The following is a 15,908-nucleotide window of genomic DNA, read 5'->3' on the forward strand; positions in this document are numbered from 1 at the left end:
CTCCTTCCAGTGTTTCTAAACGTAACCCAATGGAAAAAAAATGTTTCGTTCGGGTTAATTCGTTCATATCAAAATTAAGAATATTCCTGGTTTTCCATTAGCCATTGTCATCAATTGATCGCGCTCAAAAAAATTTTAAAATATAAAAAATAGTATAGCCACGAAACAATTCACCACAGTTAAAGCACGTCATATTGTAATTGCCACTTCAATACAAAATATTCATCTGGCATGACAGTATTTCATTTCACCCACTGTCCGTTAAGTGTTGCTTCTCTCCGCTGACTGGCAGGCGAAAAGGTAAGCTGCAATGAACAAAATTTACCGCGTTGTCTGGAGCACCGCCCTGGGGCTCTGGGTAGTTGCATCCGAAACAACCCGCAGCCGTAAAAAAGGACGTGTGCGCCGTGCGCTCCGCGTGGCGGCCGCCAGTACCCTCGCCAGCCTGCTGCTCTCTTCCACGGTACTGGCAGATGAAACCCTGAACTGGAGCCAGGCGGGCAGCTATCAACCTGCGCCGGATAAAGACGGGGTGTATGACGACTACGGCTATTTTGCGACGCTCAGCGACGCCATTGCCTCCCTGCCGGATGCGCAGCACAAAACCTATGCTGGCGGCACGAAGTTGACCATTAATGGCCCGGTACCGAACATTCAGATGGGGAACAACGGCACTTCCGTCAGTAAAACCCTCAAAGAGCTGCTGACATCGGGCGCGATGAAATCGATCACCGACAGCCAGGGTAATAAAATCACCCTCGCCAATATCGATCAGTTCGTGGTCTCTTCGGGCTACAACGAGCCGAATGCCAATAAAAACATGAACCTGACTTTGCCGGGCACCAGCGGCGGGGTTGAACAGATCAACATCTTTGATTCAGCAGATTTTCAGGACGCCGGGACTAACACCCTCGGGGATATCAGCGTTCGGATCTACGATTTCGACAGCATTTATCAGTACAACCATTTCGGCATCAGCCATATCACCGACGACGGCGGTGATGTCACCCTGGATATCGGGGCGGATACCACCGGCAGCACGGCGATTGCCGATGCGCAAAATACCCTGCGTCTGTACACCAAAAACACCGAGCTGACCCGGGCAGAAGGCGCAACGGGCAACACCAGCCAGACGCACTGGCAGTCAGATAACTATATTCAGTTTGGCGGGGCGATCGCGCTGCCGACCGAAACCACCAGCGGCAGCGGTTCGCTGAACGCCTGGAACAAAACCATCGAGTTGCCGACCTACACCCAGGATGCCGACGGCAACGTGGTGGCCGGACCGGGCAAAAGCTTCACCATCAATTCCCTGAGCGATATCGCTACGGTGAATAATTTCCTCACCCAGTCTGCAAACGGCACGCCGTCGCAGCTACAGCTGTGGCTGCTCGGCGAAGAGACCATTAACGGCAACAAAGTCACCGACGGTGCCGGGGTGCAGGATGCGTACCAGGCGATCATCAAAGAGCTGCTCGATGCCAAGCAAACTCAGGACGTCAACTGGACCTATAACCTCTGGTCAGACGATCAGAACCACAGCGGCAACGCCACCCAGGGGGCGGGCACCATCAGCGTAATTTTCGCCACCGGAAAAGATGCGCTGGGTGAAATCACTAAACAGGGGAGCCTGGCGGTTTCCGGGAGCCATCTCGGGGTAATGCATGCTGAGAAGGACGCGCAGATCGTTAACAACGGCGCGCTCAACACCTGGAATGACACCGGCTATCGCGCCGACGGCATGTATGCCAGCGGTGCCACCGCAGTGAATAACGGCACCCTGAACGCCGGGCTGTTTATGGAAAAAGACGGGTCGCGGGTCAGCCATATTGACGTCAGCAATGTCGATCTTAGCAATCAGGGTTCGACAGGGATTTACGCCACCGGCAACAGCAGTGTCACCAACAACGGCACGCTGAACGTGGCGCTGGCGGATAACAGCAACGGGCTGGCAGAGGGGATCCACGCGGAAGGCAACACTACAGGAGTGAATAACAGCCTGATCAACGTGGTCAACAATCCGCGTAATGCGCTGGGCAATGCAACGGCGTATGGCGTCAACGTTCTCGGCGACTCCTCCTTCACCAACGCCAGCAGCGGTGCCATTACGCTGGGTAGGGAAATGGAAGGCGCAACCAGCACCAGCAACGATGCAGTGATGGAAGGCGCCAGCGCGCTAAGCGCGGCGATCCGCAGCCAGAGCACCGGCGATGTGATCAATGACGGGATGATCCTGCTGGCGAAATATGTCCGTAACGCCGTCGGGATGCTGTCGGACGGGGGCGCGGGTAACGTCATCAACAACGGCCGTATCGACGTGCTGGGCACAGCGCTGCCGGGCACCGGCAATATGGCGGGTAACTTTGGCCTGTACGCCCACGACGCAGCCGGGGTGATTAACAACGGGGCAATTAACGTGGGTGGCGCGGGGAATAACGGCCTGCGCGTGTATGCCGATAATGCCGATGCTCATGCGGACTCTACCGCGACCGGGGCCATCACCGTCATCAAAAATACCGACGGCTCCGACGATCTGAAATACCGCAACTATGCGGTGTATGTGGCCAGCCGCGATCAAAGCCATCAGGCCACGGCGAATATCGACTCCGGCATTACCCTCAACGCCCAGGGCGCGATTGGCGTTCACGTGCGCAATAACGCCGAGGCAAATTTAGGTAAAAACACCACCGTCTCCTTCAACAACAGCGATCAGATTGGCTACTACGCGTATGGCGAAAACGCCCGTATCAACCTGGATAACCTGACGCTGAATGACAACCAGCAGACCAACACCACCCTGTTTATGCTCGATCACGGCGCAAGCTTTGACGGGGATAACATCGGCTACGATTTGACCCTCACCGGGGATAAGTCGGTTGGCGTGCTGGCGAACGGCACGGGCACGACGGTCAGTACCGGTAAAGCCAAAATTCATGTCAGCAACGAAGGCGGCGTCGGGGTGGAAGTCACCGGCGGAGCCAGCGGCACCATTGCCAACGGCGCGATTGTGCTGGATCACGACAACACCACCGCCGTGGTGGTTGACGGCCAGGGTCACGATCTCGACGGTTCTGACAGCAGCCAAACCTTCGCCACCTCGGTAACATCTGATGCCGGGATCGCGACGCTCGACAGCCAGAGCGGCGTCACCGGCTATTATGTCAGTCATCAGGGCGTGCTGACCCTGAACGGCACCTCGAGCCTCGATATTCGCGGGCAGAACAATATCGGCGTCAATCTGGATACCGACGGCACGCTGGATAATCAGTCCTCCTCTGCGCTGACCGTCAGCGGCAATGGCCGTCAGTCCGGCAACATTGGCGTGCTGGTCAACGGCGCGAACGCCAACGTCAAACAGCTCGGCACCGTGACCGCCAACGGCGGCGAAGCGGCGGTCAAACTGCAAAACGGTGCGACGCTGAACATCTCCGGGACCAACAACCACATTACCGCCGCTGACGGCGCGGATGCGATCCTGTTGGCGAGCGGGGCAAAACAGCTCACCGCATCGAATACCCGGATTGACGTCACGGGCTCCGGGGCGGGTATTCAGAACGATGCCAATAACTCCGATATCCAGCTCAATAACGTTGTCATCAATGCCGGTGACGGCCCGGCGATCAGGACCTCTGTCTCCCTGAACGCAGGGGGTTCAAATAACATCCTCAACGTGACCGGGAATGATGCATCGGGCAGCGGTGCGGGTTTTGCCTTTGAAAATAAAAACTCCAGCGATCTGATTCAGGGTAAAGATCTGAATATCGGCGGCAGCTACGTCATTAACGTCGGCAATGCAGCGGGCGATGCCAACGGCAGCGGTATTCGCGCGAGAACGACGGGGAATGTGACGACCTCCACCACCATTAACATCAACGACAAAACCGGCGGCAGCGCACTGCTGGCCGAGAATGCCAAAACGGTCACCAACAGCGGCAAAATCACCACCGCCAGTGACGGTGCAGCAGCCATCAACGCCAAAGCCGCCACCACCTTCACCAACACCGGCGATGTGGAATCCACCAGCACCCGCAGTACCGCTTCACTGGTGGATCTCTCCGGCACTGACGATGACACCGGCAACAGCAAAACCGTGCTCAATAGCGGCGCCCTGAAAACTGCCAGCCAAAACTCCGTGGTGCTGAACGTCAGCAGCGATACCAACAACAGCATCACCAACCGCGGAGACCTGATCGCGGCGAACGGTGGTACTGCACTTTTAAGCGCTGCAGGCAGCGACACGATTTTATTTGAAGCTGGAAATGTTACCGGTAACGTTCTGGCCGGTGACGGCGATGACAGCTTGCAGATTACCGGGGGCAGCGTCGCCAGCCGCATCAACATGGGTAACGGCAGCGATACCTTCGCCTGGAATGCAGGCACGCTCGCAGGCAGCGTGGACTTCGACGGCAGCCAGGGCAACGATCGCGCGAACATCGGTAACGTCGATTTAGGCCAGCTGACGCATGCGATCACCGCCTCCAGCGGCGGCAACGCGCTGACCTTCACCGACACCCACGGCAGCGCCGCGAAAATCGGCACCTTCGCCAGCGACGATCTCAGCAAAGGCACCAACATCGGCAGCGGCTGGAACAGCCTCACGGTGACGGGCAGCCAGGCGGATATGCGCGTGGTGGATAATCTTGCTGGCGTCAGCACACTTAACATCAACGATGGCGCAACGCTGCGTGCGGGGGATAACGCAGTCACCTCCGGCCAGCACAGCATCGGCAATCTGGATGTCACCACGGCAGGTGCGGACAGCAAACTGGTGCTGGACGGCGACAGTGATTCGGTTTACAGCGGTGTTATCGGCGGTGATGGTCAACTCGAACGCGCGGGTTCCGCCACCACCATGCTGCTGGGCGATAACACTTATACCGGCCAGACCACCATCGACAGGGGAACGGCGCTGCAGGTCGGGAACGGGGGTATTGCCGGGGCGCTCTCCACCGTGACCCGCATTCTGGATAACGGCCTGTTCACAATTAATCTCAGCAAAGAGCAAACCCTCGGCGGCGTAATCAGCGGCAGCGGCAGCTTCCATCAGGACGGCAGCGGCCTGACGCGTCTTAATGGCGATAACGCGTATCAGGGTAAAACGAAAGTGAACCAGGGGTCGTTGATCATCAACGGCAACCAGAGCGCCGCCACGGGCGATGTGACCGTGGCGGATAACACCCTGCTCGGCGGGCACGGCACGATTGGCGGCAACGTGGTGATGGGCGACAACGCCACGCTGCAACCGGGCGACAGCGGCACCGGCACGCTGTTCGTCAGCAACGGCAAATCCCTGACCCTCGGCACAAATACGGTCTCTGATTTCGAATTCGGCGAAGCCTATAAACCGGGTGGCAACCTGAACGATCTGGTCGACGTGGCGGGCGATCTGACGCTCGGCGGGACGCTGAACGTCAGCACCGCATCCGGCGGCAGCTTCGGCCCTGGCGTCTATCGCGTCTATAACTACGGCGGCGCACTGCATAACGACGGTGGCCTGGTGCTCGGTTCATTGCCAGGCGGCACGTCGGACGACCACTACTATATCCAGACCGATATTGATCATGAGGTCAACCTGGTCAACGACGGTGGCATGTACCTGCAGTTCTGGGACGGCGTGGAAAACACCAGTACCCACGACCACGGTCCGAGCGGGATCGAAGGGGACGGACACGTTGACGGCGGGAACGGGGAATGGACATCCCGGGGCGATGTCGGGGATAACAACTGGACCACCGCCTCCGGGAAAGGTAACGCCCCGTGGGCGCAGTACGCTTATGCCATTTTCCAGAGCACGGCGGGTACGGTGACGGTGGACGACAAACTCGGCGACGTGCATTTTGCCGGGGGCCAGTTTGCCAGCGACGGTTATGTCGTGACAGGCGATGCGCTGTATGCCGTGGACACCCTCTCGGCGGCCTCCAAAGATGGTTCCGTTCCGGTCGATCCGTCGATTAAAAAAGGCGATCTGTGGCTGAACGTCGGCGACGGCACCGCCAGTTCTGAGAACTGGAAGGCGACCATTGAGTCCGACATCGTGCAGGCCAATCCGGGCGATAACATCGAGCTGGTCAAAGGCGGTACCGGGGTGCTGATCCTCAAAGGCGATAATGACTATCTCGGCGGTACGCGCATCGAGGGCGGCACCCTGCAGGTGCAGGGCAACCAGAACCTGGGCGCGGCGGATACCCGCATCACCATCAACAACAACTCCACCCTGCAGAACGGTGCCGACTGGCAAACCACGCGCGAGATCGTGCTTGGCGACGCGGGCGGTCAGCTCGATCTGAACAGCCATGCGCTGAACGATGACGGCGTAATTAGCGGCAACGGTAAACTGACGGTGCGCAGCAGCACGTCTACAGGCGACAGCCTGCTGACGCTGCTCGGCGACAATACTTATCAGGGCGGCACGGCGATTGTTGGTACCGATCGCCTTTCTTCGGTAGTCGTCGATGCTGAGACCTCCGCGGCGCTTGGCGTGGGCAGCAGCAACGTCGATCTGACCCACGGCGCGACGCTGAACATCAATAATGACAGTTCAACCCTGACGCACCACTTCACCGTCGACGACAGCCTGCTGACGCTAAACGACACCAGCGTGGCGGCAGATTCAGTGATCGATATCAGCAATAAAGGCGAGGTGCGGTTCAACGACACCGCCCAGGGCGACAACGTAAAAATTAACGTGGGCTCTGGCGCAGCGCTGGCGATGAACAACCGTTCGGATGCGGGCCAGGCGCAGATCGTCAACAATGGTCTGGTGAGCTTCAACAATGCCGCACAGGGCCGCAACGCGACGGTCAATAACCAGGCTGGCGGGACGGTCAGCATTGCCGCTGCCGACGATGAAACGGATATCGGTTCGCTGTTTGGCGCCGGTAACGTAGACCTTGGCGCGAAGACCCTGAACGAAGGCGCACTGAACCGGGACGATGCCATCAGCGGCATCATCAGCGGGGCGAACGGCAGCCTGGTGAAAGAAGGCGACGGCACGCTGACCCTGAGCGGCGACAACACCTACACCGGCACAACGCACGTTGAACAGGGCGTGCTGCTGGTCAACGGCGATCAGCACGCGGCGACGGGTGATGTGACGGTTGACGCGGGCACCACCCTGGGCGGGAACGGCATTATCGGCGGGGCCGTCACCGTTGCCGATAACGGCCATATCGCTGCGGGCGCGGATCTCAATAGCGTCGGTAAACTGACCACCGGTAGCCTGACCCTGGCGCAAAATTCGCAGCTCGACTATCAGCTTGGCGAGGCGTACATCGTCGGCGGTAAACTGAACGATCTGATCGACGTCAATGGCGACCTCAATCTCGACGGTAAGCTCAACATCACCCAGACCAGCGGCGGCAACTTTGGCGTCGGCGTTTATCGCCTGATTAACTACACCGGCAGCCTGCAAAACAACGGGCTGGATATCGCCAGTGCCCCGGAAGCCGCAGACAGCCTGTATGTGCAGACCTCGGTGAATCATCAGGTGAACCTGGTCAACCGTGCGGGACTCCAGCTGCGCTTCTGGGACGGCGCGGGCGGTAACGATGGCGTCATGAAAAACAACGGTGCCATCGACGGCGGCGACGGCATCTGGCAGAGCGGCGCCGGGAACGATAACTGGACCACCGACGGCACCAACCCATCGGGGGCGCTGAATGCGCAGTTCGATGACGATGCGTTCGCAGTGTTCGAAGGCGCAAAAGGCACCGTCACCGTGGATAAATCGCTGGGCGATGTGTGGTTAAGCGGAGCGCAGTTTGCGACCGACGGCTATGTGGTCCAGGGCGATGCGCTCAATACCCATACCGCCGATACCATCCTGCGCGTTGGCGACGGCACCATTGACGGCGCAGAGATGACCACCACCATCAACAGCGTGATTCAGGGAACGGGAGGCATCGACAAAACCGATATCGGCACCCTGGTGCTGAACGGCGATAACACCTATAGCGGCGGCACCACCGTCAGCGGTGGTGTCCTGAACGTTAGCGCGGACAACAATCTGGGCGTGCATGACACCACGCTGACCCTGAACGGCGGTACACTGCAATACGGTACAGGTTTCGACACCGACCGCCAGGTGGTGCTTGGCGAATTCGGCGGCGGCATCGATACCAACGGCAACACTGCCACGCTCTCGACGGCGCTGATCGGTACCGGCAATCTGACCAAACTCGGTAAAGGTACCCTGACGCTGACCGCCGACAGCCAGGCCACCGGCGGCACCACCATCAACGGCGGCGTGCTGCAGCTTGGCAATGGCGGCACCACCGGGGCGGTTATCGGCGACATCGAAGATAACACCGCGCTGGCGGTAAACCGCAGCAATACCCTGACCCTGGACGGCAACATCAGCGGCGAAGGGGAAGTGCAGCAGATCGGCAGCGGGACCACCGTGCTGACGGGCGATAACAGCTACAGCGGCATGACCCGCGTGACCAACGGCACGCTGCAGGCGGGCGGAACACAGACCCTGAGTGAAAACTCGGTGCATACGGTGTATGAAGGCGCGCTGCTGGATACCCGGGGCTTTGATCAGCACATTGCCGGTATGAACAACGCCGGTACGGTGAACCTGACCAGCGATCGCATTGGCGCGGCGTTGACGGTGAAAGGCAACTACGTGGGCGATAACGGCACGATCAATCTTGCCGCGCAGCAGAAAGGCAATGAAGGCACCGCGGATAAACTGGTTATCGACGGCGGTACTGCGGCGGGCCAGACCCGACTGAATATCGATATCTCACGTCTCGGCGCACCGACGCAGGGCGACGGTATTGAAGTGGTGGAAGCGCTTAACGGCGCAACCACCACCGCGCAGTCGACCCGCGATGCCTTCACGCTCGGGGCCGATCATCTGGAAGCCGGTGCCTTCGAATATCATCTGTTTGCAGGCGATCTGAACGCGCAGGGCGAAAACTGGTATCTGCGTACCGACTACCGTTCAGAAGTACCGCTGTTTAACGGCGTGGCGCAGGCGGTGCGCACCGGCGATATGGCCGTGCTGGGCAATCTGCATAAACGTATGGGGGATGAAAACAGCTTCAGCAAACGCAATGCCGACGACAAACGCGTCTGGGCGCGTTACATCGGGGAAGCGGGTCGCACCCGTCTGAACGATGCGGCGCACACCGCCCTCGACACCCATATGAACGGCGTGCAGGTGGGTAGCGATATCTGGACCAACGACCACTGGCAAACCGGGTTGTACGCCAGCCTGCTGGATAACAACACCTCGGTTTCTGGTCAGGCAGGCGGCAATAACGGTTACGTGGGGGATATCAAAGATCACGCCCTGTATCTCGGGGGCTACGCGACCTGGACGGCGGACAACGGTTTCTGGGTCGACAACGTTCTGCAATACGGCCGCCACTCTCTGCGCCTGAAAACAGAGGGTAAAACCTATGAACCTGACGGCAACAGCCTGACGGCGTCGGTGGAAATCGGCAAACCGTATCAGCTGGGCGAGAGCCGCTGGCAGCTTGAACCACAGGCGCAGCTGATCTGGCAGCACAGCAGCTTTGACGATATCGACGTTAAAGGGGATACCCGCACTAAAGCGCATATTGATGCTGGCGATTCCGTCACCGCGCGTATCGGTACCCGTCTGGTGGGCCATTACCAGACCCGTGATGGTGAAATGACGCCATATGTACGTGTCAATCTGTGGCAGGGAATGGGCGGCTCGGATGACACTCGTTTCAGCAACAATACCGCCACCACGCACCTTTCTGCCGGACAGCGCTACTCCAGCACTGAAACAGCAGCAGGTGCGACCTGGAGCGTGAAACCGAACCTGCAGTTCTACGGTGAAGTTGGGCGCGAATGGAGCAACAAAGGCCAGCAGAGTGAGGTGAGCAAGGATGTCACCGGTAGCATTGGCTTGAAGGGGAGTTTTTAAGTTCCTGGGGTGATTTGCCGGCGGTAAGCCCGCCGGGATATGTCCATTTGGGCCGGATGCGCGTTTGCGCTATCCGGCTTTTTTTATGGGTAATGGCTGGGGTTGCTATGTTGACTGCGGTGTTTTATTCCGGGCAGCGATACACATTGCCCGTCAGGGTTACATTGGTTTGCTCTGAAGCGCCAGAACCGGCATAGGCACTACCGGTTTGCCCGGCTCTCTGGGTGAGGATAGAGACGACATTTCCTCCCATATCTGCGGCTTTATTCTTGAGATCGTTGTGAGCACCCGTTTCTAAATTGCTGTTGGATGTCCAGCCGCCGGTCAGAAAGTTACCCTGACTGCCCGTGACATCGCCCAGGAACTGGCACTCATGGCCGGGTTCATTATTTGTCACGCGAACACGAGAAGCATTGTGATGCACACTATTGGCACTGCAACTTGCCATTACGGTTACAAACAGGATGATTAATGTCTTTTTCATGATTATTTATCTATTGCTGGTCACTATTTAAAGGTGAATAAATCAAATTAACAGGGATCAGAAACTGCATATCGGTCCACACGTTAAAGCATCCTGGCTCTTATTAACGTAAGGTGCACTCTTTAGCTTTTAGCGCCAGAAGCAGGTGGAACCATTATCTGCCTGACTTCCACCGACGGCTTCGCAATCGGGAAGCGTGACACCATCACGGGTTATCATCCGTACCCCATCGGCACTGGTATAATCCCCTGCCGGTTGATTGTCGCTATGATCGCTGTGCTGATGGTGGTGCTTATGATGATGACCGGACTCGGCATAGCTATCGTTATTGCTGTCGGGAGGCGGAAGTATGCATCCAGATAAAGATGCAGCAACCGCAGCCGTCATTAACCAATAAATCACTTTCATGGCAAACCTCTGAAATAAATCAACTAAACGTTATAGGTATAAAGGTGTAATGCAATAAACTGACTTTATTTATCCCGGGGTTATTCCCCATCATCCGGCTGTATGGCGACTTTCGTGATTCGATTATCTTCACGGGTTATGCGCAAAGATGCCCCCTCCCCCGGCTTAATAAATAATGTTGGGTCTGCACTCTGTTTCCATCCGGCGGCACGTAACCGACCGTAAGCAATATCAACAGGCATGCCTTCAACACGATAAATCAACGCCTGTAGCTGCTGGGCTTTGGTCGGGGTGTGCGCCGCATTTTGCGCACGGGTTTTATTGATATCACAGGTTACGCCTGCATTAACTTCTGTACAGCCGCTGCGTTCAAGTTGCGCGCGATAGTTATGACTGATTGCATATGCACTGGTGCTTGCGGCACTGGACATCAGTAACAAAACCAATGCAGTGCTTATTTTAGTTTTCACAGGAAACTCCTGACTTAGCGATATAACTGACGGAAGAGAATTATCGATCTTCTGTTGATGATACTGATATTTATCTATTGGACGTGTTTCACGCCATCCTCGTTACCTGGCTTTCCCCTTGTCAGCCATGAGAATAAAAATAACAGCGCCCCAACAATCAGTAATGGAACAAAGACGATAACACCTCCTGCCGCAATCCCAACGTTGGTTGCCAGTTCGTTCTCGGCGGTAGGATGAAAATGCTTTACTCCCTGATAGAAACGGTAAATTTCTACAATAAAGAATAATGAATAAGCCCTAAAAATCCACAGCGCGATATGCCCCAACAGCTTGCGGGGAGGTTTTTGTTTGCTCATATTTATTTCACACTCCGTTATTTCAGGAACCTGGAAAACATCAATCCAGGAAAGCTATCAGTGGTCTGATGAGCTCATTCTATTTTAATTTATTAATTATTCAACAAACGCAATTAGAATTATGTGTTGTTTTATCTCATTGTTTTTACTGATGGTTATTGTACGCAACGATCTTTATGTTGAGCGAGTGTTGCATTGTCGTTTATTTTTAACAGGTATTACCACTGTGTTATTGTTAATTCTCTTTTAGCTTGTGATTTAATTGTCACGCCTTAAAAAATGCCATCACATTGGTTTTATCAGAATAATCTGGTGTGATTATCAAAAAATAATTGAGCCGATATGGCACCCAGGAAATAATAACCCATTGTAGGTACACATTATGGGATTGAGTATTTTGTCTTATGAATGAAATTCAAATTCATTTAGGTTGAAACCTTGCCACACACAAAGTAAAGCTTATGACGACGCGTGAAAATAACAGGTATTTTTTAATTATTAAAAATTAGTTTTATTTCAAACTCACTATTCTGACAACGCAGAATGTGCGGCGAAAACGCAAAAGTTCAGGAAAACAGCGCGGCCCGAAGTCGTTGATTTACTGTAGAAATCCAATCACTGATCGGACCAGGCATTAGCAAAGTTGCATCACCTATGCATTTTCATAAAAAACTTTCATAGGAATATCTTTAGTGGCGATTGATTAACTGGTCAGACCGGAATAATATTATTTCACGACGAAAAAAAGATAAGCAGACTAATGTTTTAGTTGAGCGAGTAAATGACAGCGCCTTTGTTTATGCCTCATTAAAACTTACGACACCATTTGTTAAAAAAGTGTTTTGTGGGTTTTGTTTCAGATAATTAATAAATCGGTTAAAAACCGCTAACACGCAAAATGACACAACTTTATTTCATCATATGGGCTGCCGTTTGTTTTATAGCCTGGTTAATTAGTCTGGTGATCCTATGAAATACTTTCCGATTTTTACTGCATTCGTTCTGTTGCCGACGGGGGAACGGGTTTTGCAGAAGATCAACATCGCTGCAACTTATTACGCTTTTTCGCAACATCAAGGATGACCTTACGCGGTAATAATATTGATACCGCGAGAAACGCGACTCATATTACAAGGATGATGTTCATGCGATGCCTGTCAGTGGTACGGGAATGTGTTCTATTACCTTTAGTAAAACATAGATATTAATTCTGGTGATGCATGAAACGTTTTATTTTCTGGTCTCTGTTCGGCGTATCATTGCTGATTAATTTATATTTTCTGTTGCTGGTTCTGTTAAGCGGGATTTAAGACTTATCTCAAGCGCAAAGATGATGTAAGTCATATTTTCTGTCTAATATTGAACGCTAAATTACAGTCGTAACGTTCTTTTTAATGAGTGAAATAAATGAAAAAGTTTAAAGTTTCTGGTCTGGTTATGGCAATGGGTTTAATTATTTCTTCAATTGCTCCTGCTCATGCAATCAGTGAATCATACCGTCGCCAGTTAGAGCATTCTGGATGTACACAAGTTACGGACTCTAATGGCACCTGTGATATTCATAAAAGCCGCGGACAAAACATGGCGGCATCTGAACAACAAGCCCGTGAAATGGCTTCGGATGATGATCAATCACCTCAAGAAGCCGTCGCTTCTAAACTCGAACAGCATGTCGTTGGCAAGTATCAGGGTGAAGCCGTAGACGTAATGCAGCGCCTGGGCTGGAAGCGTAAAAGCGAGGATGGCTTGCAATGGTCGAAAGGCGGGTTTCATGCCGCGCTTGATATGAATGAGTCAACCAGCCAGGTCATGGGCGTGGTGGTACGATAAAGATAACGTTAACTCGCCGTTATTGTGGAGCCTGTCCGTAATTCTCTGTAACGGCCATCGTATTAAGGTGACCGCTCAGACGGTCACCGAACTCGATAATAAAACGACTCATCGCCAGTTCTGGATCGGCATACTCCATTTTTTTTGACGTATCATTGATCGCCAGATAAACAACTTTCCGTATCGAGTCGTCCATCGGGAACACTTAGCGTTTCTTTATGGCTGCATGGATCACGCTGTTCAGCGATTCGATCGCATTTGTGGTGTAGATAGCCTAGCGAATATCGGGTGGATAGCCGAAGAGCGTATTAAGATTTTCCCAGTGCGCGCGCCAGTTTTTGCTGATTTGTGGATACTTGTCGCCCCACTAATTCGCGAACGCATCCAGGGCCATCTTCTGTTAGCGCCCGGTAGACAGTTTTCAGCCCGCTGGTGATGGCTTTCTAGTCCTTACTTGAGACGTATTTCAGGCTGTTACGCACCATATGGATGCTCTTTGAAGATGGCGACGATTTCGCGGGTCGTCATGCCTCTGACGTAAAGGGATAAAATCTGACTGTCCATCTGCGTGATACGTGTCTGGTGCTTCTTAATCAGTTGCGCTTCGGAGGTGTTTTCACGGTCACGCGGCGTGTTCAGTTCTATCTCGCCGTTTTCGCACAACAGCGTTTTTGATGAGTAGCCATTGCGGGTGTTTGAACCTGTTTCGGGTGCATTTTACTCATGCCCGAGATGGTCAGTCAGCTCTGCATTGAGCGCCGTTTCGACGGTTAATTTCGTCAGCAAACGGGAACACTGATTGAGGTCGGCTTCGGTTTTAAGGCCTTTAACCAGTTCAGCAGCGAGCTCTTTGAGTTTCTTTTCGTCAATAATTTGCCTGTCTCCGTTATTGGAGTGAACATATCAAAAACAGGCAATTACACAATTTTGATTACAGTCCAAGAACCGGCGTTAGCGCTCGCGCTGTGCAACGCAAGCAACGGTAGAACCGTCCGAAACCCTGCCATGACAGGCAGCCAACTACATTTGCTTATGATGTGGATCAGGGCGTTGAAATAATCGAGGGGGCGCAATGCCCCCTTTCTTTATGCTGTTAGGCTTGTTTCTTCTCGTTCCAGGCATCAGAGTGAAGAATGTTCCCATCTTTATAAAGATGGGTAATTTTCTCATAACTCAAGGAAACATCTTCCATGTGTCCTGTACCTGTTACGTTGCGGGTATCGTGCATAACAGGGCTATGGCTAACCACTTTCACATTCTCTAAAGTGATCGTGTAATAAATTTCTTCTTGTCCACTGTAATTAATCCGGTAGAAATTAAATTCAGCGGTTTTAAGTGTCTGCCCTGTGGAAACTGCCTTAAACAGGTACGGCGATGAACTGTCAATTTCTTTAGTGAAATTGAATGAGCAGTGTTGACGGGAACCAGTAACTTTACCAGTGAGCGGATCTGTGGGGATAACTACGCCGTGCTGCAAACTGCGTAATTCTATGCTTCCATCACGTCCGTGAATATCACAAGATCCCATAATCTGGGAACCGCCATCGTCTTTTAAAATTAGGTGAACAGGTACAGCCATTTATTAAGCTCCTTACAATTAGTCGTATAACCATTTCCCGGCTTTAGCCGACTGAATAAACATATCAACAGTGAAATCTGGAACATCTACGGGTTCGGGCTTCTTAAATGGATTCCATGAATGTTTTACTTCGGGGTAGTAGGTTTCAATATTGAAATTAGACATGTCAACGCCAAATTCTTTTGAAAAATCTTCGTTCAATTCTTCTACTTCCTCCTGATCTAACCTCACATCAAAGTGAATACTTGATTCAGCCGTGAACGTGTCATACTTCTGTTTCCTGAACGGATAATAACTGCTGTGTTTGGTGATAAGAGCAATCACTCGATCTTCAATGTTATCTACCATAGCTTATCGTTGCCTCTCGCTATGGTGTTGTATTCCTTAACTGAGTTGTAAGCTATCTGTGATACGTCAGCCAGCAACACCACTTCACCGACAAGGGGAATAGTTCGCCCTACCCATGTTGTAATACTTCTCACCATCCTGAGTTCTACAGTCCAAGGGGTGTAACCACCAATCCACGTAGGTAGTTTTATTCCCCACGGGAAGAACCGTTTTCCGAACGTTTTTCTAATGCCTTTGGATAGTTTGGACGTACCTTTAATAGCTGTTCCAGGCTTTGTGCGTGTAGCCTGATCGTTTATACCAGCATACAAACCATAAGCAGCGGCAATGTCTTTAATGCCGAACTGATCAGCCGTATTGAAGATAAACACCATGAAAAAAAGTTCAGAGGCAGTAAGATTCGATTTTCCCGCATAGAAGTACGTTCCGTTTAGCTCTTCAACTGTATCCATCAGTAACCCTATAATATATAATGATTTGCTCGCTTATCGTACACCTATGCAATCTGATAGGGGAAAAATTTCTTCCG

The 15,908-nt window shown here is 53.1% G+C and carries 9 protein-coding genes and 1 pseudogene; 2 read left to right on the plus strand and 8 right to left on the minus strand.

From position 1 onward, the window contains the following. Window positions 1-310: 310 nt before the first annotated feature. Window positions 311-9,904 (plus strand): autotransporter-associated beta strand repeat-containing protein, encoded by a 9,594-nt coding sequence (locus ACRDD5_RS08730; RefSeq protein ID WP_438676516.1) that lies wholly within the window; start codon window positions 311-313, stop codon window positions 9,902-9,904. Window positions 9,905-10,028: 124 nt separating this feature from the next. Here ACRDD5_RS08730 and ACRDD5_RS08735 read toward each other — a convergent pair whose 3' ends face one another. The 4 genes from ACRDD5_RS08735 to ACRDD5_RS08750 all read right to left on the minus strand — a co-directional run bounded on the left by ACRDD5_RS08735 (window position 10,029) and on the right by ACRDD5_RS08750 (window position 11,622). Beyond that, entirely contained in the window at window positions 10,029-10,388 is a 360-nt protein-coding gene (locus ACRDD5_RS08735; protein ID WP_438676517.1) for a DUF4156 domain-containing protein, read from the minus strand. Between the two features lie 129 nt (window positions 10,389-10,517). Beyond that, a complete protein-coding gene (locus tag ACRDD5_RS08740) occupies window positions 10,518-10,796 on the minus strand; it encodes a hypothetical protein (RefSeq protein WP_438676518.1) in 279 nt (92 codons plus the stop codon). Between the two features lie 80 nt (window positions 10,797-10,876). After that, entirely contained in the window at window positions 10,877-11,266 is a 390-nt protein-coding gene (locus tag ACRDD5_RS08745; protein WP_438676519.1) for a hypothetical protein, read from the minus strand. 74 nt (window positions 11,267-11,340) lie between these two features. Next, entirely contained in the window at window positions 11,341-11,622 is a 282-nt protein-coding gene (locus ACRDD5_RS08750) for a hypothetical protein (RefSeq protein WP_438676520.1), read from the minus strand. 1,407 nt (window positions 11,623-13,029) lie between these two features. Here ACRDD5_RS08750 and ACRDD5_RS08755 point away from each other — a divergent pair. Next, a complete protein-coding gene (locus tag ACRDD5_RS08755; RefSeq protein ID WP_438676521.1) occupies window positions 13,030-13,452 on the plus strand; it encodes a hypothetical protein in 423 nt (140 codons plus the stop codon). Between the two features lie 19 nt (window positions 13,453-13,471). Here ACRDD5_RS08755 and ACRDD5_RS08760 read toward each other — a convergent pair. The 4 genes and pseudogenes from ACRDD5_RS08760 to ACRDD5_RS08775 all read right to left on the minus strand — a co-directional run bounded on the left by ACRDD5_RS08760 (window position 13,472) and on the right by ACRDD5_RS08775 (window position 15,831). Further along, window positions 13,472-14,322, minus strand: a pseudogene (locus ACRDD5_RS08760) (transposase). Window positions 14,323-14,545: 223 nt separating this feature from the next. After that, the gene (locus ACRDD5_RS08765; protein ID WP_438676522.1) at window positions 14,546-15,031 is read right to left on the minus strand and encodes an Hcp family type VI secretion system effector; all 486 of its coding nucleotides are present in this window, start codon (window positions 15,029-15,031) and stop codon (window positions 14,546-14,548) included. Between the two features lie 18 nt (window positions 15,032-15,049). Beyond that, window positions 15,050-15,379: a DUF1493 family protein gene (locus ACRDD5_RS08770; protein WP_438676523.1), complete on the minus strand. Its 330-nt coding sequence runs from the start codon at window positions 15,377-15,379 to the stop codon at window positions 15,050-15,052. Further along, window positions 15,373-15,831, minus strand: coding sequence for an STM2901 family protein (locus ACRDD5_RS08775; protein WP_318382386.1), 459 nt, complete (start codon window positions 15,829-15,831; stop codon window positions 15,373-15,375). The genes ACRDD5_RS08770 and ACRDD5_RS08775 overlap by 7 nt, the downstream gene beginning before the upstream one ends. Window positions 15,832-15,908: the final 77 nt, after the last annotated feature.

The sequence above is a fragment of the Silvania sp. genome, from assembly GCF_051656365.1.
Lineage (GTDB): Bacteria > Pseudomonadota > Gammaproteobacteria > Enterobacterales > Enterobacteriaceae > Enterobacter > Enterobacter hatchlandensis.

What these genes read in the sequence shown, in the direction of transcription:
- ACRDD5_RS08755 (WP_438676521.1), top strand. Translation starts at nt 13,030, where the DNA reads ATGAAAAAGTTTAAAGTTTCTGGTCTGGTTATGGCAATGGGTTTAATT.
- ACRDD5_RS08750 (WP_438676520.1), bottom strand. Translation starts at nt 11,622, where the DNA reads ATGAGCAAACAAAAACCTCCCCGCAAGCTGTTGGGGCATATCGCGCTG.
- ACRDD5_RS08740 (WP_438676518.1), bottom strand. Translation starts at nt 10,796, where the DNA reads ATGAAAGTGATTTATTGGTTAATGACGGCTGCGGTTGCTGCATCTTTA.
- ACRDD5_RS08775 (WP_318382386.1), bottom strand. Translation starts at nt 15,831, where the DNA reads ATGGATACAGTTGAAGAGCTAAACGGAACGTACTTCTATGCGGGAAAA.
- ACRDD5_RS08730 (WP_438676516.1), top strand. Translation starts at nt 311, where the DNA reads ATGAACAAAATTTACCGCGTTGTCTGGAGCACCGCCCTGGGGCTCTGG.
- ACRDD5_RS08770 (WP_438676523.1), bottom strand. Translation starts at nt 15,379, where the DNA reads ATGGTAGATAACATTGAAGATCGAGTGATTGCTCTTATCACCAAACAC.
- ACRDD5_RS08765 (WP_438676522.1), bottom strand. Translation starts at nt 15,031, where the DNA reads ATGGCTGTACCTGTTCACCTAATTTTAAAAGACGATGGCGGTTCCCAG.
- ACRDD5_RS08735 (WP_438676517.1), bottom strand. Translation starts at nt 10,388, where the DNA reads ATGAAAAAGACATTAATCATCCTGTTTGTAACCGTAATGGCAAGTTGC.